At 38.4% G+C, this 23,732-nt stretch carries 20 protein-coding genes, 1 other RNA gene and 1 other annotated feature; of the genes, 19 read left to right on the top strand and 2 right to left on the bottom strand.

The window, feature by feature from the left end:
- Nucleotides 1-92 precede the first annotated feature (92 nt).
- Together recJ and MKY76_RS16125 are read left to right on the top strand one after the other, a co-directional pair.
- Nucleotides 93-2,423, top strand: coding sequence for a single-stranded-DNA-specific exonuclease RecJ (gene recJ, locus MKY76_RS16130; RefSeq protein ID WP_103118487.1), 2,331 nt, complete (start codon nucleotides 93-95; stop codon nucleotides 2,421-2,423).
- 23 nt (nucleotides 2,424-2,446) lie between these two features.
- Nucleotides 2,447-2,959 (top strand): adenine phosphoribosyltransferase, encoded by a 513-nt coding sequence (locus MKY76_RS16125; RefSeq protein WP_004226730.1) that lies wholly within the window; start codon nucleotides 2,447-2,449, stop codon nucleotides 2,957-2,959.
- Nucleotides 2,960-2,998: 39 nt separating this feature from the next.
- Here the strand turns inward: MKY76_RS16125 and MKY76_RS16120 are convergent, their stop codons facing one another.
- Nucleotides 2,999-3,457 (bottom strand): MarR family winged helix-turn-helix transcriptional regulator, encoded by a 459-nt coding sequence (locus tag MKY76_RS16120; RefSeq protein ID WP_342556844.1) that lies wholly within the window; start codon nucleotides 3,455-3,457, stop codon nucleotides 2,999-3,001.
- A 184-nt stretch (nucleotides 3,458-3,641) separates the two neighbouring features.
- Between MKY76_RS16120 and MKY76_RS16115 the strand changes: the two genes are divergently transcribed.
- From MKY76_RS16115 to MKY76_RS16085, 7 genes are all read left to right on the top strand, one after another.
- On the top strand, nucleotides 3,642-4,892 hold the full coding sequence (locus MKY76_RS16115; protein ID WP_048392111.1) for an MFS transporter: 1,251 nt from the start codon (nucleotides 3,642-3,644) through the stop codon (nucleotides 4,890-4,892).
- Nucleotides 4,893-5,005: 113 nt separating this feature from the next.
- Nucleotides 5,006-6,097, top strand: coding sequence for a carbohydrate kinase (locus tag MKY76_RS16110; RefSeq protein ID WP_342556843.1), 1,092 nt, complete (start codon nucleotides 5,006-5,008; stop codon nucleotides 6,095-6,097).
- Nucleotides 6,098-6,101: 4 nt separating this feature from the next.
- Nucleotides 6,102-7,016 (top strand): pseudouridine-5'-phosphate glycosidase, encoded by a 915-nt coding sequence (locus MKY76_RS16105; protein ID WP_112118164.1) that lies wholly within the window; start codon nucleotides 6,102-6,104, stop codon nucleotides 7,014-7,016.
- 205 nt (nucleotides 7,017-7,221) lie between these two features.
- Nucleotides 7,222-9,417, top strand: a complete 2,196-nt coding sequence (locus MKY76_RS16100) for a bifunctional (p)ppGpp synthetase/guanosine-3',5'-bis(diphosphate) 3'-pyrophosphohydrolase (protein WP_048392114.1) — start codon at nucleotides 7,222-7,224, stop codon at nucleotides 9,415-9,417.
- A gap of 32 nt (nucleotides 9,418-9,449) precedes the next feature.
- Nucleotides 9,450-9,890: a D-aminoacyl-tRNA deacylase gene (gene dtd, locus MKY76_RS16095; RefSeq protein ID WP_048392115.1), complete on the top strand. Its 441-nt coding sequence runs from the start codon at nucleotides 9,450-9,452 to the stop codon at nucleotides 9,888-9,890.
- A gap of 71 nt (nucleotides 9,891-9,961) precedes the next feature.
- Nucleotides 9,962-10,177: a DUF2642 domain-containing protein gene (locus MKY76_RS16090; protein ID WP_004226745.1), complete on the top strand. Its 216-nt coding sequence runs from the start codon at nucleotides 9,962-9,964 to the stop codon at nucleotides 10,175-10,177.
- 624 nt (nucleotides 10,178-10,801) lie between these two features.
- Nucleotides 10,802-12,208 (top strand): AbgT family transporter, encoded by a 1,407-nt coding sequence (locus MKY76_RS16085; RefSeq protein WP_054550044.1) that lies wholly within the window; start codon nucleotides 10,802-10,804, stop codon nucleotides 12,206-12,208.
- Between the two features lie 45 nt (nucleotides 12,209-12,253).
- Here MKY76_RS16085 and MKY76_RS16080 read toward each other — a convergent pair whose 3' ends face one another.
- A complete protein-coding gene (locus tag MKY76_RS16080) occupies nucleotides 12,254-13,840 on the bottom strand; it encodes an SH3 domain-containing protein (protein ID WP_342556842.1) in 1,587 nt (528 codons plus the stop codon).
- A gap of 164 nt (nucleotides 13,841-14,004) precedes the next feature.
- Nucleotides 14,005-14,247 (top strand) — a binding site (T-box leader).
- Nucleotides 14,248-14,479: 232 nt separating this feature from the next.
- Between MKY76_RS16080 and hisS the strand changes: the two genes are divergently transcribed.
- The 10 genes from hisS (at nucleotide 14,480) to MKY76_RS16030 (ending at nucleotide 23,731) form a co-directional block, all read left to right on the top strand.
- Entirely contained in the window at nucleotides 14,480-15,748 is a 1,269-nt protein-coding gene (gene hisS, locus MKY76_RS16075) for a histidine--tRNA ligase (RefSeq protein WP_054550047.1), read from the top strand.
- Between the two features lie 65 nt (nucleotides 15,749-15,813).
- Nucleotides 15,814-17,583 (top strand): aspartate--tRNA ligase, encoded by a 1,770-nt coding sequence (gene aspS / locus MKY76_RS16070; protein ID WP_112118166.1) that lies wholly within the window; start codon nucleotides 15,814-15,816, stop codon nucleotides 17,581-17,583.
- A gap of 139 nt (nucleotides 17,584-17,722) precedes the next feature.
- Nucleotides 17,723-17,922: non-coding RNA, 6S RNA (gene ssrS / locus MKY76_RS16065), on the top strand.
- A 552-nt stretch (nucleotides 17,923-18,474) separates the two neighbouring features.
- Nucleotides 18,475-19,197: a GntR family transcriptional regulator gene (locus tag MKY76_RS16060; RefSeq protein WP_004226770.1), complete on the top strand. Its 723-nt coding sequence runs from the start codon at nucleotides 18,475-18,477 to the stop codon at nucleotides 19,195-19,197.
- Between the two features lie 4 nt (nucleotides 19,198-19,201).
- On the top strand, nucleotides 19,202-19,921 hold the full coding sequence (locus MKY76_RS16055) for an SIS domain-containing protein (protein ID WP_112118167.1): 720 nt from the start codon (nucleotides 19,202-19,204) through the stop codon (nucleotides 19,919-19,921).
- Between the two features lie 18 nt (nucleotides 19,922-19,939).
- Complete coding sequence (locus MKY76_RS16050) at nucleotides 19,940-20,218, top strand: HPr family phosphocarrier protein (protein ID WP_016991626.1); 279 nt, start codon at nucleotides 19,940-19,942, stop codon at nucleotides 20,216-20,218.
- A gap of 87 nt (nucleotides 20,219-20,305) precedes the next feature.
- Complete coding sequence (locus MKY76_RS16045) at nucleotides 20,306-21,481, top strand: GNAT family N-acetyltransferase (RefSeq protein ID WP_342556841.1); 1,176 nt, start codon at nucleotides 20,306-20,308, stop codon at nucleotides 21,479-21,481.
- Between the two features lie 226 nt (nucleotides 21,482-21,707).
- Nucleotides 21,708-22,019: a PTS sugar transporter subunit IIB gene (locus MKY76_RS16040; RefSeq protein ID WP_004226780.1), complete on the top strand. Its 312-nt coding sequence runs from the start codon at nucleotides 21,708-21,710 to the stop codon at nucleotides 22,017-22,019.
- 18 nt (nucleotides 22,020-22,037) lie between these two features.
- Nucleotides 22,038-22,358 (top strand): PTS lactose/cellobiose transporter subunit IIA, encoded by a 321-nt coding sequence (locus MKY76_RS16035; RefSeq protein WP_004226783.1) that lies wholly within the window; start codon nucleotides 22,038-22,040, stop codon nucleotides 22,356-22,358.
- Nucleotides 22,359-22,405: 47 nt separating this feature from the next.
- The gene (locus MKY76_RS16030; protein WP_112118169.1) at nucleotides 22,406-23,731 is read left to right on the top strand and encodes a PTS sugar transporter subunit IIC; all 1,326 of its coding nucleotides are present in this window, start codon (nucleotides 22,406-22,408) and stop codon (nucleotides 23,729-23,731) included.
- The last annotated feature ends 1 nt before the right edge of the window (nucleotide 23,732 follow it).

Genomic DNA, 23,732 nt, shown 5'->3' with positions numbered 1-23,732 from the left:
AATTAAAAATCGATGGATAAAACTATCAATCTAACGGATAGTGCGCAACCTATAGAAATTCGGTATAATAGCTTTCGTAAGGAAGTGAGCAGATGATTCTATCGAAAAAAAGATGGCAGGTGGAGCGTCCTGACGCAACACTTGTACAAGCATTACAAAATGACTTACAACTTTCTGCGATTGCAGCAAAAATTTTAGCAGCACGAGGCTGCGAAACAACGGCTGAGGCAGAAAGCTTATTAAATATGACTGAGGCAAATATCCATGACCCATTTCTTATGCATGGTATGGCTGAAGCGGTAGCACGGATTGAACAAGCACTAGAAAATGGTGAGAAAATTTTAGTGTATGGTGATTATGATGCGGATGGTGTGACAAGCACAACCGTTATGTTACATGTTTTACTAGATCTTGGAGCAGACGTCTCCTTTAAAATTCCGAATCGTTTTATCCATGGCTATGGTCCGCATGAAGCCCTATTTCGGGAGGCCTATGAAGATGGTGTACAGTTAATCATTACAGTGGATAATGGTATATCTGGTATTGAGCCTATTCGAGTAGCAAAGGAGCTTGGTATGGATGTCATTGTGACAGATCACCATGAGCCAGGTGAGGAGCTACCACCAGCAGATATTATTCTTCATCCCCGAATACCAGAAGGGCAATATCCATTTGGCGAGCTAGCAGGAGTAGGGGTAGCCTTTAAGCTGGCACATGCTCTTTATGGTGAACTACCAAGCCATCTAATAGAATTTGTGGCGATTGGCACTGTAGCAGATTTGGTTCCGTTGGTGGATGAAAATCGCTATCTCGTGAAGAGGGGCATACAAGAAATGCGTCGTTCCCTTAGTCCATGGGTACAAGCGATGTGTGACATAGCCAGTACAGAGCAGACGAAAATTACAGAAGAAACGATTGGCTTTTATTTTGGTCCACGATTGAATGCTGTTGGTCGTCTAGGTGAAGCAGCTCCTGGTGTTGAATTATTAATGGCGGAGGATAATGCTAAAGCAACCGCATTGGCAAAAAAGCTAAATGCCTGCAATACCGAGCGTAAAGATATTGTGAAAAGTATTACAGATGAAGCCATCGCACTGATTGAAGCAGATGAAAAAATCGGCAATTCCTTAGTTCTTGTTGTTGCTGGCGAGGGCTGGAACGCAGGTGTTGTAGGAATTGTAGCCTCACGTCTCGTTGAACTGTATTACCGTCCAACGATTGTGCTGTCACTCGATCCCGAAAAGGGCATAGCAAAAGGTTCTGCTCGAAGTATTGAAGGTTTTCATCTATATAATGAACTAGCTAAAAATCGAGATATTTTACCGCATTTTGGTGGACATCCTATGGCTGCAGGTATGACCTTATCATTAGAGCATGTGGATGAACTACGTACTCGCTTAGATGCTCAGGCAAGAGCTTGTTTGACAGAGGAGCAATTAACACCTGTAGTGCATATTGATATACCGCTCAGCATAGACGAAATTTCAGCGGATGCTATTGAGGAAATTTCAACACTAGGACCATTTGGCACAGATTTCCCTAAGCCTGTGTATGTGCTAGAGGATGTAGAAATCGCCTCCATGCGTAAAATTGGAGCGGGCGAGAATCATATTAAAATGGAAATAACAAACGGCTATGATAAATTGGATAGTGTTGGTTTTAACAAAGGGCATTTACATGATGAATTAACGTATGGCATCAAAGTTTCCTTTATAGGCGATTTGCAAATTAACGAATGGCAGGGACGTAAAAAAGCCCAATTTATGATCGAGGATGTCCAAACTACAGAATGGCAGTTATTTGATATTCGTGGTATCCGTCAAACAGCTCGATGGCTGAATACGGTACCGAAGGACGTGGCCCGGTTTATCGCCTTTCGTCCAGAAACGATGACCTATTATCAATCATTAATCGGTGCACCTATTACACTGGTTGACCCAGCCCTTTCAAATATTGAACAAAGTGATTACATCGTGCTCTTAGACTTGCCACACAATGTTCAAAAGCTAGAGGACGTTTTACAGAAGACAGCGCCTTCACGTATTTATGCTCATTTTTATATGCCTGACTCGCAATACTTCAGTGGTCTACCTACTCGTGAGCAATTTGCTTGGTATTATAAGTTCTTGAAAAATCGACCAGCCTTTCCGCTTGATATGCATATCGCAGATTTAGCGAAGCATACGGGGTGGCCATTAGATACACTAAAATTTATGACACAGGTGTTTTTTGAGCTTGATTTTGTTAAAATGGAGAGTGGACTGACGACTGTCAACGTGAATGCTCCAAAACAAGCACTAACAGAGGCACCGTCTTACAAACAACGTTCAGAACAGATTGAGATGGAGCAAAAGCTTGTCTATGCTCCTTATATAGAATTAAAACAATGGTTTGATGAACGTTTAACATCAGCGGACGAATAACGTTTCGTAGGAGGAGCAATAACATGGATTTAAAGCAATACGTTACAACGGTTGAAAATTGGCCGAAAGAGGGCATTACCTTCAGAGATATTACAACAATTATGGATAATGGTCCTGCATACAAATATGCAACAGACCAAATCGTAGAATATGCAAAAGAAGTGGGCGCTGAAATTATTGTTGGCCCTGAGGCACGTGGTTTTATTATCGGTTGTCCAGTTGCCTATGCACTTGAAATAGGCTTTGCCCCTGTTCGTAAACCTGGTAAATTACCACGTGAGGTAATTAGTGCAGACTACGGTCTTGAATATGGTAAAGATACGTTAACAATGCATCATGATGCAATTAAGCCTGGTCAAAAAGTTTTAATCTGTGATGATTTACTAGCGACTGGTGGTACAGTTGAAGCAACAGTTCGTTTAGTAGAACAATTAGGTGGTCAGGTAGTAGGCTGTGCATTCCTGATTGAACTTCTAGAATTAAATGGTCGCGAAAAGCTTGGCGATTTAAATATTAAAACACTTATTCAATATTAAGAGCATGGCAAAAAGCGCCCTACACTGTGGGCGCTTTTTTTATACTTCGTCATAGGCTTGAATAATTTTTTGCATTGTTCGCAAGGTATCGTAGAAATCTGCGTATTTTTCGGTTCCAATATCCTCGATAATTCTATCTTGAATGCCTTGCCAAATAGGTGCTGCTTCATGCAGCTTTTCTAAACCTTTTTCAGTGAGCATTATTTTTTTGGTACGAGCATCATTGGTATCTCGCTTTAACTCAACATAGCCATGTTGCTTTAATAGATTAATATTACGTGTTATAGTGGTTTGATCCAGTTGTAAAATTTCACCTAAACGGCTGATTGAGACAGCTTGTTGAAGGTCAATATGTGCAAGCATTGAATATTGTGTAACTTTTAAACCTGTAGGCTGTAGCAGCTTATCATATAATTGTGTGACAACCCTTGTTTTTTTTCTAAGGTTTGCACAAACACAAATTTGTGTATAATCAATATTTTTAAGTTGATTCTTCATCGACAGTACTCCTTTATGGGGATTCTACTAATTATAAGTATACACCCAATAACTAGAAATTCCTTCTTGACAGCTTTATGAACGATTACTATGATTATACATGTATATACATATAAATGAAATAAGCAGACTTAAACATGTATATACATGTTTTATAGTCTATCAAAGAAAAGAAGGTGTTGAGGTGAAGCGTGTTCATTATAGTTGGTTTATTTTAATCGTCACATTTTTCTCGATAATTGTCGCAGGAATTACAATGTCATCATCTGGCGTGTTTATCGATCCTCTTGAAAAAGAATTTCACTGGGATCGTTCAACCATAGCTTTAGCCTTTGCTGTAAGTTTGTTTTTATATGGCATATCTGGACCATTTATGGCTGCATTACTTGAAGTCATTGGCCTAAAGAAAATGATGCTAGGTGCTATGGCAACTTTAGTATTAGGAATGACTTTAACATTTTTGATGAGTGAATCCTGGCAGCTAATCGTTATTTGGGGGGGTATTATTGGTCTTGGAGCAAGTCTTTTTTTAACTGTCCTTAGCCCATATGTTGCGAATCATTGGTTTGTAAAACGCAGAGGATTAGCGGTTGGTATTTTAACGGCAAGTACAGCCACGGGCCAGTTAATTTTATTACCAGTTCTAGCTATCATTATTGAACACTATTCTTGGCGATGGGCTATTACATTAATGCTACTCCTTAGTATCATAATGTTTTTCATGATTGCGCTTTTTATAAAAAATAGACCTCAGGATATGGGGTTAACTCCTTATGGACAAGAGGAGGCTATAGAGGAACAACAAATACAGCAAAAGAAGAATCCAATAGCTATGGCTTTTAAAGGTTTATTTGAGGCAATTAAGGTTAAAGCATTTTGGCTCTTAGCAGGTAGCTTTTTTATTTGTGGGCTATCGACAAGCGGATTAATTGGTACTCATTTTGTTTCTTATTGTATTAGCTTTGGCGTTCCTTTAGTCACTGCCGCATCATTCCTTTCTTTTATGGGCATTTTTAATTTATTAGGCACAACTGCGTCAGGCTGGTTGTCTGATCGCTTCGATAATCGGTGGTTATTGTTTTGGTATTACCTGTTAAGAGGCGCATCTCTATTATTGCTCCCTTATGCACTTGCACAAGGATCATTTGTTTTATTAACGATTTTCACGATCTTTTACGGACTAGATTGGATTGCTACAGTGCCACCAACCATCAGTATTACACGACAAATTTTTGGTATGCAAAAAAGCAGTATTATCTATGGGTGGATATTTGCTTCACATCAAGCAGGAGCGGCGGTTGCAGCGTATGGTGGAGGGTTAATTTATAAATTTTTTAACTCTTATACATGGGCTTTTTTTCTTGCAGGAATGTTTTGTGCAATGGCCAGTTTATTCGTCATCATTGTTAAAAAACAAACACCTCAGCAAGCATAAACAAAAAAAGTTGAACCTCAGTAAGATGAGGTTCAACTTTTTTAATAAAGAATCTTTTGACATAACGCAAACAAAAGTTTATAATATAAACAAATATAATAAAAGGTGATGCTATGAATGAAAGAGAACAGGCGGTGCTTGCTTTAATTCGCCAGAATCCGTTTATGTCTCAGCAAGAAATGGCAGATGCAATGAATCTGTCGCGTCCTGTGCTTGCTAATTTAGTGTCTAGTTTAACGAAGCAAGGAAAAATTGTAGGTCGTGCTTATATATTACCCGAAGAAAATGAAATTATTTGCATCGGTGGCGCTAATTTAGACCGCAAATTCCATGTCAAGGGCAATGTTCAATTTGGAACATCTAACCCTGCCAGTTCTTCCTTTAGTGTAGGTGGCGTTGGTCGAAATATTGCTGAAAACTTAGGCAGATTAAATCACCAAGTGACGTTACTGACAACGGCAGGTAAGGATGCTGATTGGCAAGTGATCCAAGAGGCTTCGGAATCCTTTATGAATCTACGTTATGTAGAGCAGCTTGCAGAGGCTTCTACAGGTTCTTATACTGCCATCATGGATGAACAAGGTGAGCTAGCACTAGCTGTAGCAAATATGGAAGTTTACGACCTTCTGTTACCGAGCTTGTTGAAAAAACATGAAACAATGCTTGTAAACGCAGGCTGTTTTATTTTGGATTTAAACTGTCCAAAAGAAACAGTGGCGTATATCCAGCAAGTAGCCCTTGCTCGTGATATTCCACTTGTTATTGTGCCAGTATCTTCGCCAAAAATGAATCGACTACCTGAAACATTACAAGGCGTAACTTGGTTTATTTGTAACACAGATGAAGCGGAAACGATTGTTGGACATAAAATTGAAAACGCTGCCCATTATGAAAAAGCTTTACAACAGCTCCTACAATTAGGTGCGGAGCATGTCATTATCACGGCTGGTAGCAAGGGCGTTTATGCAGCATCTACAACGATTGCCCCTTGTCATGTTGCCGCTAAAGTGATTGACAAAATTGAAGATGTAACAGGAGCAGGAGATGCCTTTGTCAGCGCTGTTATTCACAGTTGGCTGACTGGACAATCTTTTGAGACATGTATTGATGCTGGATTAACCAATGCAAAAAATACATTGGCATCTCCTTATACAGTAAGACCTGAATTATCAGTAGATTTGTTGAAAAATGAAATGGAGGAATAACAACATGAAAGAATTCATCGTATTATCAGAAGAAGTAAAAGCAGGACAAGCAAAAGGTCTACCAATCGTTGCGTTAGAATCAACAATTATTTCACACGGTATGCCATACCCACAAAACGTGCAAACTGCGCGTGAAGTTGAGCAAATTATTCGCGAGAATGGTGCAGTCCCAGCAACAATTGCATTAATTGATGGAAAAATTAAAATTGGTCTATCAGATGAAGAACTAGAAATGTTCGGTAATGCTCAAGGTGTTGCAAAAGCTTCACGTCGTGACTTAGGCTACTTACTAGCAACGAAAAAATTAGGTGCTACAACAGTTGCAGCGACAATGATCTGTGCAGAGCTTGCAGGTATTGAAATCTTTGTTACAGGTGGTATTGGTGGTGTACACCGTGGTGCGGAAACAACAATGGATGTCTCTGCTGATTTAGAAGAATTAGCACAAACAAATGTTGCCGTTATCTGTGCGGGTGCAAAATCTATTTTAGACATCGGTCTTACATTAGAATATCTTGAAACAAAAGGTGTGCCAGTAGTTGGTTATGGTACGAATGAATTACCAGCATTCTACACACGTCAAAGTGGATTTGATGTAAACTTCCAATTAGATACGCCAGAAGAAATTGCAGCAATGCTATCTGCGAAATGGCAATTAGGCTTAAAAGGTGGCGCTGTCATCGCAAATCCAATTCCTGAGTCTGAAGCATTAGAGCATGCATTTATTACAAACATTATTGAAAAAGCTTTAGTTGAAGCTGAAGAGAATGGCATTCAAGGTAAAAATGTTACACCATTCTTACTTGGCAAAGTTAAAGAATTAACAGAAGGTAAAAGTCTTGATGCCAACATTGCATTAGTGAAAAACAATGCAGTAGTCGGCGCGAAAATTGCTGTAGCTTACAATCAATTACATTAATCAATTTGTCGAAACAAGGACTCTTTGTGACGTGAAGTCGCAGAGGGTCTTTTTTATTAAAAAGAAGAATATTTTTTCCATTTTTCGAACTGTTCACGAGATTAACTAAACTAAATGATACAGTCTCTTTACAATAGACCACAATATTTTATACAATTAAGTTTATATCTAATCTGAAAAATTTGACGAGCAAGGTGGACATGTTATGGCGAAAGAGCAAATTTTGACTCCTGAGGACGTTTTTGAGTTAGTCAAATCCTACATGAATGATGAAAATGTCGCATTCGTGAAAAAAGCATATGAATTAGCAAGGGATGCCCATATTGAGCAATTCCGTAGCTCTGGTGAACCGTATATTATTCACCCAGTACAAGTAGCAGGTATTCTAGCTGAATTACAAATGGACCCAGAAACTGTAGCGGCAGGTTTTTTACATGATGTTGTCGAAGATACGGATTTTACACGGGATGATTTGGTACGTGAATTTGGCGAAGAGGTGGCCGTGCTTGTTGATGGTGTTACCAAACTAGGGAAAATTAAATATTTATCTAAAGAGGCGCAGCAGGCAGAAAATCATCGGAAAATGTTTGTGGCTATGGCGCAAGATATTCGTGTCATCCTCATTAAGCTAGCAGACCGTCTTCATAATATGCGTACGTTAAAGCATTTACCTGCTGAAAAGCAACGACGCATTTCAAAAGAGACGCTCGAGATTTTTGCACCACTTGCTCATCGTCTTGGAATTTCGACTGTAAAATGGGAGCTTGAAGATACAGCACTGCGCTATTTAAACCCACAACAATATTATCGTATTGTCAGTCTGATGAAGAAAAAACGTGATGAACGTGAAGCTTATTTAGAAAATGTGATGGCTGAGATGAAATCACAACTGAATGAGGTTGAAATTGACGCAGATGTCTATGGTCGACCAAAACATATTTACAGTATCTATCGAAAAATGGTGTTACAAAAGAAACAGTTTAATGAAATTTATGATTTATTAGCCATTCGTGTTCTTGTCGATAGTATTAAAGATTGCTATGCCGTATTAGGGATTGTGCATACACTTTGGAAACCAATGCCAGGACGCTTTAAAGACTATATTGCTATGCCAAAACAAAACCTGTACCAGTCCCTACACACGACTGTTATTGGACCATATGGTGATCCGTTGGAGGTACAGATTCGTACAAAGGAAATGCACAAAATTGCAGAGTACGGGATTGCGGCGCACTGGGCATATAAAGAAGGCAAAAACGTTGATCATCAAAAGCAGAATGTCGACCAAAAATTAACGTGGTTCCGTGAAATTTTAGAATTTCAAAATGAATCTTCCAACGCAGAAGAATTTATGGAATCCTTAAAATTTGATTTATTTTCTGATATGGTTTATGTCTTTACACCTGAAGGTGATGTCATTGAATTGCCAGCAGGTTCTGTTCCTATTGATTTTGCCTACCGTGTTCATTCCGAAGTGGGAAATCGTACGATTGGAGCGAAAATCAATGGGAAGATGGTACCGCTTGATACACCATTAAAAACGGGCGATATCATTGAAATTTTAACTTCTAAACAATCCTTTGGTCCGAGTCGCGATTGGCTAAAAATAGCTCAATCCTCGCAGGCGAAGAATAAGATAAAGCAATTCTTTAAACGACACCTGCGTGAAGAAAATATTGTCAAAGGTAAAGAAATGATAGAAAAAGAAATCCGTGCTCAGGATTTCGATTTAAAGGAAACGATGTCCTCCGAAAACCTAAAACGGGTATGCGACAAATTTAACTATACGAATGAAGAAGATTTGTATGCTGCAGTTGGTGTAAATGGTATTACTGCGCAACAGGTCGTAAATCGTTTAGCTGAAAAACGTCGTAAAGAACGTGAGCAGGAAGAAGCACTAGAGAAAATTGAACAAAAAATGAAAAATCCAATTCCACAAAAACGTACGGAATCGGGTGTTATTGTAAAGGGTATTGATAATATGCTCATTCGACTTTCTCGTTGCTGTACGCCCGTTCCTGGTGATGATATTGTAGGTTTTATTACGAAGGGTAGAGGTGTTTCTGTCCATCGTGAGGACTGTCCAAATATTCAAATTGAGGATGAACAGGAGCGCTTAATTGAAGTGGAATGGGAGCATGGTGTCATTCCTGAGAAAAAAGAATACCCTGTTGATATTGAAGTTTCAGCTTTTGATAGACCTGGCATTTTAAATGAAATCATGCAAATTGTTAGTGAAACGAAAACGAATATTTTAGCAGTAAGTGGTCGTGCTGACCGTGATAAAATGGCAACAATTCATTTAACAATTTCTATTTCAAATATTTCACATTTGCATAAAGTAGTTGAGCGAATTAAACAAACACCTGATATATATTCGGTGCAACGTGTCATTAACTAATTGATAGGCAATATAGAATTGGGGTTTAGTACATGAAAGTAGTATTACAGCGCAGTAAAGCAGCCTCTGTAACAGTGGACGGAACTGTTACAGGAGCAATTGATCATGGCTATGTTCTTTTAGTGGGAATCACACATGAAGACACACAAGAGGATGTTGCCTATTTAGCAAAAAAAGTAGCCAATTTACGTCTCTGGGAAGATGCAGATGGAAAAATGAATCATTCAATCTTAGAGCATGGGGGCGCTATTTTATCCGTCTCACAATTTACATTGTATGGGGATGCAAAAAAAGGGAATCGTCCAAGTTTTATCAATGCAGCTAGACCAGAAGCAGCTGAGCCACTGTGGGAGGCTTTTAATCAAGCTTTACGCGAGCAGGGCTTACATGTGGAAACAGGTATTTTTGGTGCCATGATGGATGTAGCACTAATTAATGATGGTCCAGTCACAATTCTTCTAGAGTCAAAATAATGGAACATTTCCTATAATTCCTTCATATACTAAAGAGTATGGTTAGTTTTATAGGAAGGAGTGTCTTAAACATGACGCAGACGAGAAGTATAACAAATCCATATTTATACGAAACTCTTAACATGATGATTGGTCAGGCAGTAGTTGTGCAAACAGAAAAAAATATTCAACAAGGTATTTTATTATCCATACTACCTGACCATATGGTTCTTGAGATAAATCGTACGCCTTTCTTCATTCGGATGGAGGAAATTGTATGGGTGACATTGGAAACTACAAAAAAATGAGAAAGTATGAACCTTCAAATCATAATAAATGATAGAAGGTTTTTTTATTTGTTTAGGGCAAATAAAAATACCTAAATAGCAAATTTATTTCGAAGAGATAAAAACTATTAAAACAGTTGCTACTCTTTGAATATTATTTTTTTAAAAAAATATAAACGATATGTAAGAAAGTCCATTTGATTCCTCATGGATAGCTAACCTACAATTTTCCATTCTACTTACAACCTTTGATGTCTTTCATCCCACTAATAAGGGGATCTTTATGAAGTTCATGAATAAAAAGCATTTAAAGACAATCCATACAAACTTTATCATTTCTAACACCGCCGCATATTGCTCCTGCCTTAATAAAAAACAATTCGTCATATAAGATGAAATTATTATTTTGGAAAACAAAAAATAACGTTGAAAATGCCCATTATTATTTGAGTATGTGTATAAAATTTTCCATGTTTATAGGAGAGGAACAAGAGGTTTAATTAGGAAAGATAGCGTGTGCTTTCAGAAATAATAGAAAATTAATACTTTACAATAAATTTAAACTCATGTATATTTATTTTCAATTAGCGACAAATAGCGACAATATACTGCTAATGTCTAAATCAGAAAAAGGAGCGTGGTTTAATGGAAAATGAACAGGGGGTCAAGAAGAAAAGCTGGTTGAAAGTACCTCATACATATACGATTATTTTTGCTATTATTTTTTTAGCAGGTATTGCAAGCTATATTATACCAGCGGGTGAGTTTGAACGTGTAGAGGATGAAGAAGGGCGAATGCTCGTTGTAGATGGAAGCTATCATCATATTGAGAGTGAGCCAGTTTCCTTTTTTGAAATGTTTACAGCGGTTCCAATGGGTCTCGAAAAAGGGGCTCAAATTATTTTCTACATTTTTTTAGTCAGTGGTGTATTTGGTATTATTCGTTCTACAGGTGCTATTGAGGCTGGTGTTTATAAAGGAGTAAAAGCTTTAGAGGGCCGAGAGAAATTACTGATTCCTTTATCGATGATTTTATTCTCTGTTGGTGGTTTTACAATGGGGATGGCGGAAGAAACTATTATTTTCGTACCAATTGGTGTGGCCATTGCACGTGCGATGGGCTTTGATGCTGTAACAGGAACAGCCATGATTACACTTGGTGCCGCCAGTGGATTTTTTGGAGGAATGCTTAATCCCTTTACGGTAGGTGTTGCACAATCATTAGCTGATGTACCATTATTCTCAGGGATTGGCTTCCGTGCTGTTGTCTATGTTTTTGTATTAAGTTTTGCTATTTTTTATGTCTCTCGCTATGCTTTTAAGGTGAAAAAGAATCCTCAAGCAAGCGTTATTTACGATATTGAGCAAAAAGCTAAATCCAATGTTTCAGCGATTGACATCCCTGCATTAACAGGCAAGCATAAATTCGTATTTATTGTCATGGCTTGTGGGATTGGCTTTAATATTTATGGTGTCTTTAACTGGGGCTGGTTCTTAACGCAGCTAACTGCATCCTTTTTAATTATGGGGTTAATTGCAGGGTTAATTGGTGGTTTAAAACCTGCTACTATCTTTGATTCCTTTATTGAGGGAGCCAAGGCCGTAACATTTGGTGCTTTAATTGTAGGTTTTGCCCGTGCTATTACAGTTGTTTTAGAGCAGGGGAAAATTATTGATACAATCGTTTATGCAGCATCAGAAACAATTGGACATTTGCCACATGCTATCAGTGCAATCGGCATGTTATTTATCCAAGCTCTTTTGAATTTATTTATTTCATCTGGTAGTGGACAGGCAGCTGCAACAATGCCGATTATGATTCCAATCACAGATTTATTAGGATTAGAGCGACAAGTGGCTGTTTTAGCCTTCCAATATGGGGATTCCTTAACGAACTCTATTATTCCTACTTCGTCTGCATTAATGGCGTATTTAGCTGTTGCAGGTATCCCATATGAAAAGTGGATTAAGTTTATCTGGAAGATGATTCTTGGGTGGGCATTGATTGCCTGTCTGGCGCTAATTGCTGCGGTAGCATTAGGAATATCTTAAATATAAAAAAGCTGTGGATGTTATCATCCGCAGCTTTTTTTTTGCTTATTCATCTTGTTCATTAAAGTAGTTGAGAATTCCCTGATAAATACCAAGAGTCGCTTGTTCACGGAATTTAGCTGTTGTAATGACGCGCTCCTCACTAGAATTACTTAAAAAGCCTAACTCAATAAGGACGGCCTTTTGACGATTCTCTCGTAAAACTAAATAATTCCCTTGTTGTGTACCACGGTCTCTTAAATCTAGTTTACTGGAAAGACCATCATGAATTGCTTCAGCAATCCCTTTTTGATTGCTATTCATATAATAGGATGTGAAGCCGTTAATGGAGCTATCATCTGTCGCATCATAATGAAGGCTAATAAAGGCATCTGCCTCATATTGATGGGCAATCGATACACGCTTACGCAATGCCACATATTCATCCGATTCTCTCGTCATGACAACGTTTGCGCCAGCAGCACTTAACTTGGAAGCAAGCAAAGTAGCCGTTTTTAACGTAATGCCCTTTTCCTCTGTACCTCGTTGACCAGTTGTGCCATGATCATTTCCACCGTGACCAGCATCAACAACGATCGTTAATCCAGTTAAAGTACCTTTTTTGCGAGGCTCTTCCTTTTCTTTCTGTGGACTTGTCGCTTTATTGGAACTTGTTGTGACCACCCAGTTCGCGACAAAAGCTGTTTTTTCGTCGTCTATTTGTATTTCATAAAAATCATTTTTAACGCCTACTATCGGGTAATTTACACCAGCATCTACACGTTCAACCACTTCTGCTGCTGTTGAGGCATCCGTTCGTAGGTTTGTCCCATTATAAATAATCGTAACAGACTCTAACTCTTTGGAAGTTGATGTTTTTGAGGTACTTTTTACTTTATTGGAGAATGTACCGTAAAAACTATAGACCCAACCTACTTTTTTATTATTGTACTGAATTTGTACCCAATTATGCTCATGTGCGAGGACTTTAAAGGCTTGTCCTTTTGTTGCTGTGCCGATTTTTTTAGCATTCAAATCTGGCTTCTTACGAACATTAAGGGTTTCCACTAAAATGGTGAAGGTTGTATCTTTGTTAGCGGGTGCCGTGGTTGTAGTGGTTACTTCTACAGCATCTTCTTTGGGTTCTGTTTCTTTTTTAGGGTTATCGTTGATCGTGACATAATCCTTCGACACCCATCCTGTTAGTCCATTCCAATCGATTTTTGCCCATTCTCCATTTTCTTCAACGAGGTTTGCTTGGTTACCAGTTGAAAGTTGACCAAGAACAGCTGAAGAGATATCTGGTTCTGTTCGAATATTTAAACGGTCAACTTGTGAAATGACGGTTTTGTCGATCACTTGTTTAGCATTAGTAGGTGCTGTCAGCCAAGAGGCAACCCATCCTTCGTAATTGCCTGCTTTGACTTGGTACCAATCACCTTCTCGACCGATTGAGGTTAAAGGGTCACCTTCTTCTAAAGTCGTAATAATGGGATAAGACAATCCAGGACCCTCTCGCAAATGAAGAATCGTTCCAGCGACTTTTAGATCACTGGTGTCAGCGGAAGCTCTTTGAACAAAGTTCTTATTTGGCATCGCCATCGTTACCATTAGTACGAAGATGATTATACTATGTAAAATTTTTGTCCTCATCAGATTCCTCCTATTCCTTGTGCTATTTTACCATGCTTTTATCATAAAATTCGTGGTAAAATGGTAACAGAATTAGTTATTTTCAACATAGACTGATGAAAAATACAAAAATAGTTGACATTGCTTTGGCTAGTGACTAACATAAAGGGTAATCGAAAAATGATTAATCGCTTATGACCAAGCAAGTAGCGTATACCACTATTGGAAAAGAGAGGGAAAGACTTAGGCTGCAATCTTTCCTACAAAAATGTATCACGTGAATAACACTTGAGAGGCTTTTTTCTGAAAAGCAGTGCCTAGTAGGAAAAAACGGAATCGGCCGTTATCCGATTAAGAGGAGGACACATGTAATCATTTGTGTCAACTAGGGTGGAACCGCGGAAGCTTATACAGCTCTCGTCCCTTGCTATTGCAAGGGACGAGGGCTTTTTTGTTGTTCAAAAAGTAATGAGTTTTTTAAGAGGGATTGTTGTTTTTGCTCAGAAAAGAGGGGAAGGCGCTCCAATTAGTATGAAAAGCGCTCATCAAGGGCTGTAACCCGCTCCAACCGGACAAAAATTTGCTCAACCAAAGCATGCATTCGCTCAAAGTGGGACTACAGCTGCTCTATCATAAGCAATCAATATAGGAGGGAATTACATGAGTTTTAAAGTGCCACGAGGGACACAAGATATTTTGCCAGGTCAATCTGAAAAATGGCAAAAAGTTGAAGCGATTATTCGTGATATTTGTCGTGTTTATCGCTATAACGAAATTCGCACACCAATTTTCGAGCAAACGGATCTATTTGCACGTGGTGTTGGGGAAACAACTGATGTTGTACAAAAGGAAATGTATACATTTGAAGATCGTGGAGGGCGTTCATTAACACTACGTCCAGAAAATACGGCTGGTGTCGTACGTGCCTATGTGGAGCATAAAATGTTTGGTGCTCCTGATCAGCCAGTTAAGCTTTCTTATTTAGGACCAATGTTCCGCTATGAGCGCCAACAGGCTGGTCGTTATCGTCAATTTGTACAGTTTGGAGTAGAAGCAATTGGTTCAGCAGATCCTGCGATTGATGCAGAAGTCATTGCTCTTGCTATGGACGTCTACGAATCAGCGGGTTTAAAGGATTTAAAATTAGTGATTAATTCTCTTGGCGATAAAGAAACACGTGATACACATCGTACTGCTTTATTACAGCATTTTGAGCCACATATTCATGAATTTTGCTCAGACTGTCAAAATCGTTTACAAAAGAATCCATTGCGAATTTTAGATTGTAAGGTAGATCGTGAGCATCCATTAATGCAAACGGCTCCAGCGTTAACTGATTTCTTAACAGAAGAATCAGCTGCTTATTTCGCTCAAGTGAAATCGTACTTAGATACATTGGGTATTTCATATGAGGTCGATCCAAATCTTGTACGAGGACTTGATTATTATAATCACACAACTTTTGAAATTATGTCCACAGCATCAGGCTTTGGTGCTATTACAACATTATGTGGTGGTGGACGCTACAATGGATTAGTGCAAGAAATTGGCGGTCCAGATGTACCAGGTATAGGTTTTGCATTAAGTATTGAGCGCTTGTTGCTGGCACTTGAAGCGGAGGGTGTTGAATTAGACACAGCTTCAGGGCTAGATGTTTACATTATTGCAATGGGCGATGAAGCGAAGCAAAAGGCTGTTGAGCTGACAAGCACTTTCCGAGCGAAGGGACTTGCGACAGAGATGGATTATTTAGACCGTAAAATGAAAGCTCAAATGAAATCAGCGGATCGACTAGGTGCAAAATATACGCTTGTTCTTGGCGAAACAGAACTTGAAGAGCAAGCAGCGGCTGTAAAACATATGGAATCTGGGGAGCAGCACAAAGTGGCGTTCTCAGAGCTAGTGAACTATTTAACACAAAAAGCTTAAAAATAGACAGAGGGCATTTCTAGGAAATGCTACATAAATTGAAGATATTTTGGAGGAATTTAACAATGGCTACAAGAACACATGCTAGTAACGAGCTGTCAGAAGCGTTACAAGGCGAAAAAGTCGTATTAAAAGGTTGGGTACAGCGTCGTCGTGACCTTGGTGGTTTAATTTTTATTGATTTGCGTGACCGTACAGGTATTACGCAAGTTGTGTTTAGTCCAGATGTTGCAGAAGCACACGCATTAGCGGATAAAGTGCGTAGTGAATATGTGATCGAAGTGGAAGGCACAGTCATCCTTCGTACAGAGGATCAAATCAACCCGAATGTACCAAACGGTAAAATTGAAGTGGAAGCAACAAAATTAGTCGTAATTAATACGGCAAAAACAACGCCATTCCAAATCGAAGATCGTACAGATGTATCAGAAGATTTACGTTTAAAATATCGTTATCTAGACTTACGTCGTCCCGTAATGTTCGATACTTTCAAAATGCGTTCTGATGTGACACGTACAATTCGTAACTTCCTACAAAATGAAGGATTCTTAGAAGTTGAAACACCAATTTTAACAAAATCAACGCCAGAGGGTGCTCGAGACTATTTAGTTCCTTCACGTGTACATGAAGGTGAATTTTATGCCTTACCACAATCACCTCAATTATTTAAGCAATTATTAATGGTTGCTGGTTTTGAAAAGTACTTCCAAATTGCGCGTTGCTTCCGTGACGAAGATTTACGTGCTGACCGTCAACCAGAGTTTACACAGGTGGACATTGAAACGAGCTTCTTAACACAAGAAGAAGTATTAGAAATGAACGAACGCTTAATTCAAGTGGTTATGAAAGAAGTAAAAGGAATTGACATTCCTGCACCATTCCAGCGCATGAAATACCAAGAAGCAATGGATCGTTATGGTTCAGATAAGCCAGATGTACGTTTTGGATTAGAGCTTGTGGCGTTAAATGATATTTTTGAAGGCTGTAATTTCAAAGTATTTGCTGATACGGTTGCACAAGGAAAACAAGTGAAAAGTATCAATATTAAAGGTGCAGCTGACAAATATTCTCGTAAAGACATGGACGAGTTAACAAAATTCGTTGGGATTTATGGAGCAAAAGGTCTTGCCTGGTTAAAGGTAACAGAAGAAGGCTTAAACGGACCAATTGCGAAATTCTTTGACGAGGCATTAGCAGCAGCCTTAATCGAGCGTATGGGAGCAGAAGTTGGCGATATTCTAGTATTTGTAGCAGATAAAGCCGATGTTGTAGCAGCTTCATTAGGTGCTCTTCGTACAAAATTAGGACAAGATTTAAATCTGATCGATGAATCACAATTTGCTTTCCTTTGGATTACTGATTGGCCATTATTCGAATACTCTGAGGAAGATGGACGCTACTATGCAGCACACCATCCATTCACACGCCCGTTTGATGAAGATATAGCGTTAATGGACACAGACCCTGCAGCAGTACGTGCACAAGCATATGATATCGTTTTAAACGGCTATGAACTTGGTGGTGGTTCATTACGTATTTACGAACGTGACCTACAAGAGAAAATGTTTGAATTACTTGGCTTCTCAGAAGAAGAAGCACAAGCACAATTTGGCTTCCTATTAGAAGCGTTTGAATACGGCGTACCACCACATGCAGGTCTTGCCTTTGGTCTTGATCGCTTCGTTATGCTATTAGCAGGTCGTACTAATTTACGCGATACAATCGCATTCCCTAAAACAGCTAGTGCAAGCTGCTTGATGACAGAAGCGCCAAGCGAAGTATCTCCTGAGCAACTAAGTGAACTAAGCCTGGCTATCAAACCATTTAGAAAATAATGTATAATTCAAAATACCTGGATTACCTAGCAAATACTGTTGGGAATCTAGGTATTTTTTGCGTTTTCGTAAGAAATTATAGATTATTAGAGAAAATCGTTTGAATTATCAGAAAAGTGGTGTTATGATAACTGTAATACGAATCCTGATGTGTTTGTCTAACTGCTAACTCTACTTCACAGTTTTGACCGAACATTATAGAATCGGGAGCCTTCATTTTGTAGTCGCAAACATGCCCCTAACAAAGCGGGACGTTTAAAGTTGCAAAGCGGGCACCCACCTGCAAATTGCGGGTTCAAAACGAATGTTTCTTGGCATTACGGCACAATTGGGATTCGTCCTATACATAGGATTGAGAGGAGCTTATTAATAGCTCCTTTTTTTTACATAAAATTAAACAAGAACTAGTGGAGTTTTTTGAGTGAATGTTTAGAAAATATGAAAAATTACTTTTTATTTCTGATGAAGCAGCATATAATTGGTATAGACAACTATACCTTTTGAGAAGCTATATCCGCTAAAGGAAAAGATACATTATATCTTTAGCCAGATATTACGAGGATAAACACTTTATTTAAATATTTTGAAAGCGTTTTAATTGTGATTGATACAAAACACATGAGGGAAAAGCCTATTGAAAAGAAGGCAAATTGGATCAAAACTACGAGACGGTGATTAGTCAGTTGAGAATATAATGGTACAACGATTGAGCTCAGATGCTACAATAATAGTGAGAAAGTCACCACATTAAGCGACTGTGTAAATATGTCCTTTTCACACTGTCATCGTGGATATCATTTAGCTTTGTTTAATCATGCGAAATACAAAAACCGATCTGACGAGGTAAAGTTGTATGGAGAAATCATAAAGGCGATAAGGAAGGTGCAAGAATTGTTAGAGAAAAATTCTCATATACCTATTTATATACAAATAGAAGAGATTATTAAACAACGAATTTATTTAGAAGAATACAGAATTGGTGAGACTATCCCATCAGAACGAGAGCTTTCTGCACAATTTGATGTAAGTAGAATGACTGTTCGTCAATCCATTACCAATCTAGTAAATAGTGGTCTATTATATCGAGAAAAAGGGAGAGGAACGTATGTTGCAAATCCAAAATTAGAGCAACCGTTAAAAGGCTTAACGAGTTTCACGGAAGATATGCGGGCAAGAGGAATGGAACCAAGCAGTAAGGTATTACGATTTGAGAAAATCATACCACCAGTGGATATTGCAAGAGATTTAATGATAGAGTCTGGCGAAGAAGTATTTTTTGTAGTGCGCATAAGAAATGCAGATGCGCAACCAATGGCAATCGAAAGAACATATATCCCAGTTAAAATTTATCCGGAGTTGGATGAGAAGCAAATAATGGGCTCGCTTTATGCCTTAATCGAAGCAAAGTTCCATCAAAAAATAGGAAATGCGGTACAACAGATGGAGGCAGCCATCGTATCGAAAGAGGATAGTAAGTTTCTACAAATTAATCAAACAGCACCAGTTTTAATTATCAAACGTACAAGTTATTTATCAGATGGTAAGCCCTTTGAGCTTGTACGCAGTACGTATCGAGCTGATCGTTATAAATTCATAAGTGAAATTAAAAGGTGATTTTATGCATGCATATTTTTCTGAAATCGAAAAGCTTATCCAGGTTGTGAAGGAACAGGAGGCATCACATATAAGTGATGTGGCTCAAATCATTGTCCAACGTCTCCAAAAAGGTGGGATAATTCAATTATTTGGTTGTGGTCATTCACAGCTATTGGCACAGGAGGCATTTTATCGAGCAGGTGGTTTAGTACCCGTCCGTCCTATATTTATTGAACCATTAGCTTTACATGCTGGAGCATTAGCTTCTTCAATCAATGAGAAAGATTCAACGATTATTGAACAGCATAAGGAACAGTTTGACTTTCGTGAAAATGATGTTTGCATCGTCATTTCAACCTCAGGGAGAAATGCAGCACCTATTGACGCCGCTTTATTAGCAAAGGATTCAGGGATATTTGTGCTATCCCTCCAATCGCTCCACTATAAGGAACAGACTACACGTCATCATAGTGGGCTGCGGCTAGAAGATGTGGTAGATTTTGTGATTAATACCCATATACCGATTGGTGATGGTGTACTAACTATACATGACATACAGTATGCGCCAGCATCTACTGTTATTGGTTCATTACTATTAAATGCTTTGTTCAGTGAAATCATAGAAACACTAGCAAAATCCTCAATAGAGTTACCGATTTTTGTCAGCAATAATGTTGATTCGGATTGGTCACATAATGAGAAAATGATTGCCAAATATCAACATCGGATTAATTTCACGTGAAAGAGTGGAGGTATGTAAATGAAGAAAATGTATAAAATTACATCTACTGAAGGTATTCATGCCAGACCGGCTGCATTACTCGTAACTGCAGTGACACCATTTCAAAGTGATATTAAATTAACATACGAAGAAAAATCCGTTAATTTAAAGTCTATTATGGGCGTGATGTCATTAGGTGTTAAACCAGGAAGTGTAGTGGAAATTTCAGCAGATGGGCCAGATGTAGCAACATTATTTCAAACTATTACTGAAGTCATGTTGTCTAAAGCAATAGGAGAAGAATGGCAAGAGGGATAAAAGATTCTTGCAGTGGTTGTGATTATGCCACTGTAAAAGAATCTTATGAATAATTATCTGAATATTGGGAATTTAAGGGGTGGTTAAATGGACATTCACATCGTCTCGCCTAATGATTATGGGCAGATTCATCGATTGAGAGACTATTGCTTTCCAAATAAGTACTCAGGGGCTCGTCGAGAGGATTTTCATTATTGGATTGAGCAAAGCACGACCTTAGGTGCTTATGATGACAAAAAAATTGTTGGGCAGCTATTAATATTACCGCTAAATATTACAGTGCATGGAGTTTCATTTAAAATGGGAGGCATTGGCTTTGTTGCAACGTATCCTGAGTATCGACAACAGGGTATTATCAAAAGGCTTATGACAGAAGCGCTGCAAAAAATGCGAGACAATGGACAAACGATTTCAGTATTAGCGCCATTTTCTGTGTCCTTCTATCGTTATTTTGGCTGGGAATTATTTTTTGAGAAGCTCCATTATACAATCCCTCAAACTATGTTTCCCTCTTTAGGGAAACAAGTAGACGACATGAAAAGGATGAGCTTTGAGTGGTTAGATCCTGTGCTCTTTCAGATGATTAAGGATTTTCATAATGCACAGGCAATCATTCGAAATAGTGGCATGGTAAGGGATGATGGATGGTGGAAAAGACTTGAAAGAAGGAGTCCAGATAGTCACTTTGCTGCCTATTTTCAAGGCAGTAACATAGAAGGCTATATTCGTTATACGATTCGAGATGGGACATTTACTATCCAAGACTTTATTGTAGCAAATCTCTTAGCTGAACAAGCTATGTGGCATTATATGACATCTCATGCAGCAAGTATCAGTAGCATAACGGGAGTTACTAGTAATCATTATCCTTTTGGCTTTTATTTCAAGGAGCCACAATTCAAAAGGGAAGTCATACAGGATGTGATGATTAGAGTAGTAGATGTTTATGCATTTATGCAGCAGTATCCGTGGAAGGATATTCAAGAAACATTAACGATTCGTATTGAAGATCCATTTTGTCTCTGGAATGAGCATATTTATCAAATAAATAAAAATGGTCAGGTCGCAATAATTGAGACAAGTTCAGTTTCTGACAAGCATATGTTAACACTACCAATTAATCTTTTTTCTGCGATGATGGCAGGTTATCTTTCTGTCAAAGAAACAGTTGTCTATGCTAATCAACCTACGGTAGAAAAGGTGATCGAACAGTGGCAATGGGCAATCCCTACTGAAAAGCCAGCATTTTATGAGTATTTCTAGGTATTGAATAATAAGAAAATTTAAAAATTTTTTGGCTTTTTTTCTGGACTATACCAGTTGATTATAATCATTAATTTCACGACAAAATTGATATAGCCCAATTTTGTAAATAACTTGATATAAATAAATTTAATGTAAAATTTATATTGTGGTATATACCAATAGGTGCTATTCTCAAAATAAGTAAGCGATTACACAATCGAAGAAAATAAAAGGAGTGTATCGAATGAAAAACATCATGTTAGTGTGTGTAGCAGGTATGAGTACTAGTTTATTAGTGTCGAAGATGCAAAAAGCAGCGCAAGAGCAAAATATTGACGCCGATATTTACGCCATTGCTGAAGGAGAGGTGGAAAAGATCTTAGCGACAAAGAAGGCTGATGTTCTTTTATTAGGCCCACAGGTTCGTTATTTGAAAGGTTCATTTGAAACAAAATATAAAGATAAAGGCTTTCCAATCGATGTGATCAATATGGCGGATTACGGCATGATGAACGGTGAAAATGTCCTGAAACAGGCTCTACAACTAATTGGATAAAAGAAGGGGCAATGGGGAATGGAAGATACAGCATTAATGGCATCCATTATGGGACTGATTGTGCATAGTGGAAATACGAAAAGTGAGTGTATGGAAGCTATTCAGCTAGCAAAAAAGGGGCAAATTGAGGCAGCAAAAGAAAAAATCAAATTAGCGAATGAGTCATTAATTGAAGCGCATCATGCTCAAACGGGGTTACTGTCTCAAGAAGCAAGGGGAGAAAAGGTAGAGGTTTCGATGTTATTAATTCATGCCCAGGATCATTTAATGAATGCTATTACTTTTCGAGATTTAGCACAGGAAATGATTGAGCTATATGAACGAATCCAAGGGGAGTAACATCAAATTTTGATGTTATCAATAAAAAGCAAAGGGAGTGTATGTGAGTGTTCCGTTTTTTAGAAGAAAAGTTTGTACCGGTTGCTGCTAGGGTAGGGAATCAGCGTCATTTAGTTGCCATTCGTGACGGATTTATTACGATTATGCCTTTAACGATTGTGGGATCTTTGGCTGTACTTATTAACAATTTGCCTATCAAATTTTATCAAAATACACTCGATGCCATCTGGAAACATGAGACATGGACTCAATTTGGCGGTAATATTTGGAGTGCTACATTTAATATCATTTCACTGCTACTTGCCTTTACTGTTGCTTATCATCTTGCTAAAAGTTATCAAAAAGATGGTCTGTCTGCTGGAGTAATTAGTTTATCAAGCTACATGACGTTTGGGACTTTCGGGGAAGGCGGATTAACCGGCTTAACAACAGGCACGGGTGGTATATTTATTGCTCTGATTGTTGCACTACTTTCTACAGAATTGTTTTGTAGATTGTCTGGCAATCCTAAACTACTAATCAAAATGCCAACTGGTGTACCACCAGCTGTTGCCAAATCATTTGCTGCATTACTTCCTGCCATTATTACGATTGGAATATTTGCTTTAGTACGTACAATTATTTCAGCAGGTTTTGATATACCAGATATTGTCGGGTCCTTCTACTCTGCGATTCAAGAGCCATTTATGGGTCTTACAAATACATGGCTTGCTGCTTTAATTTTGGCATTTATACCTACATTTTTATGGACACTTGGCGTACATGGAGCAAATATCATCGAACCATTCATGCAAACGATTAATTTACCAGCTATTAATGAAAATGTTGCAGCAATCTCTGCTGGTAAAGTTGCGCCTTACATTGTCAATAAACCATTCTTTGATGCTTTTATTAATATGGGAGGCTCTGGTACGACAATAGCACTTATTATTGCGATTTTCATATTTGCGAGAAAGAATAAGCAATATAATACAGTTGGGAAACTATCCGCAGCACCTGGGATTTTCAATATCAATGAGCCATTACTTTTTGGGTTACCAATTGTATTAAATCCAGTTTTATTTGTTCCGTTCATTTTGACACCAATGATAAACGTAACAATTGCATTCTTTGCAACGAAATGGGGCTGGGTGCCAGCCGCTACCGTTTCACCGCCTTGGACAACACCGCCGATTATTAATGGTTTTTTAGCAACTCAATCTTGGCGTGGTGCTGTTTTGAGTATGGTCTTAATTATCATCGCTGTTTGTATTTATCTGCCATTTATCTCGATGGCGAACCGTATGGCAAGGCAGAATGAGCAAAAAGCTGCTTTAGCGGCACAGAGTGAGGAATCTGTAGTGGAATCCAGAGGACAAAAAGTGGAAGTATAAG

This window comes from Lysinibacillus sp. FSL P4-0201 (assembly GCF_038593425.1).
GTDB classification, from domain to species: Bacteria; Bacillota; Bacilli; order Bacillales_A; family Planococcaceae; genus Lysinibacillus; species Lysinibacillus capsici.
This window is presented reverse-complemented; position numbering and strand designations above follow the sequence as displayed.

Bases quoted from the DNA above. Each gene is read 5' to 3' on its own strand.
- recJ (WP_103118487.1), top strand. From the start codon at position 93: ATGATTCTATCGAAAAAAAGATGGCAGGTGGAGCGTCCTGACGCAACA.
- MKY76_RS16125 (WP_004226730.1), top strand. From the start codon at position 2,447: ATGGATTTAAAGCAATACGTTACAACGGTTGAAAATTGGCCGAAAGAG.
- MKY76_RS16120 (WP_342556844.1), bottom strand. From the start codon at position 3,457: ATGAAGAATCAACTTAAAAATATTGATTATACACAAATTTGTGTTTGT.
- MKY76_RS16110 (WP_342556843.1), top strand. From the start codon at position 5,006: ATGAATGAAAGAGAACAGGCGGTGCTTGCTTTAATTCGCCAGAATCCG.
- MKY76_RS16105 (WP_112118164.1), top strand. From the start codon at position 6,102: ATGAAAGAATTCATCGTATTATCAGAAGAAGTAAAAGCAGGACAAGCA.
- MKY76_RS16100 (WP_048392114.1), top strand. From the start codon at position 7,222: ATGGCGAAAGAGCAAATTTTGACTCCTGAGGACGTTTTTGAGTTAGTC.
- dtd (WP_048392115.1), top strand. From the start codon at position 9,450: ATGAAAGTAGTATTACAGCGCAGTAAAGCAGCCTCTGTAACAGTGGAC.
- MKY76_RS16090 (WP_004226745.1), top strand. From the start codon at position 9,962: ATGACGCAGACGAGAAGTATAACAAATCCATATTTATACGAAACTCTT.
- MKY76_RS16085 (WP_054550044.1), top strand. From the start codon at position 10,802: ATGGAAAATGAACAGGGGGTCAAGAAGAAAAGCTGGTTGAAAGTACCT.
- MKY76_RS16080 (WP_342556842.1), bottom strand. From the start codon at position 13,840: ATGAGGACAAAAATTTTACATAGTATAATCATCTTCGTACTAATGGTA.
- hisS (WP_054550047.1), top strand. From the start codon at position 14,480: ATGAGTTTTAAAGTGCCACGAGGGACACAAGATATTTTGCCAGGTCAA.
- aspS (WP_112118166.1), top strand. From the start codon at position 15,814: ATGGCTACAAGAACACATGCTAGTAACGAGCTGTCAGAAGCGTTACAA.
- MKY76_RS16055 (WP_112118167.1), top strand. From the start codon at position 19,202: ATGCATGCATATTTTTCTGAAATCGAAAAGCTTATCCAGGTTGTGAAG.
- MKY76_RS16050 (WP_016991626.1), top strand. From the start codon at position 19,940: ATGAAGAAAATGTATAAAATTACATCTACTGAAGGTATTCATGCCAGA.
- MKY76_RS16045 (WP_342556841.1), top strand. From the start codon at position 20,306: ATGGACATTCACATCGTCTCGCCTAATGATTATGGGCAGATTCATCGA.
- MKY76_RS16040 (WP_004226780.1), top strand. From the start codon at position 21,708: ATGAAAAACATCATGTTAGTGTGTGTAGCAGGTATGAGTACTAGTTTA.
- MKY76_RS16035 (WP_004226783.1), top strand. From the start codon at position 22,038: ATGGAAGATACAGCATTAATGGCATCCATTATGGGACTGATTGTGCAT.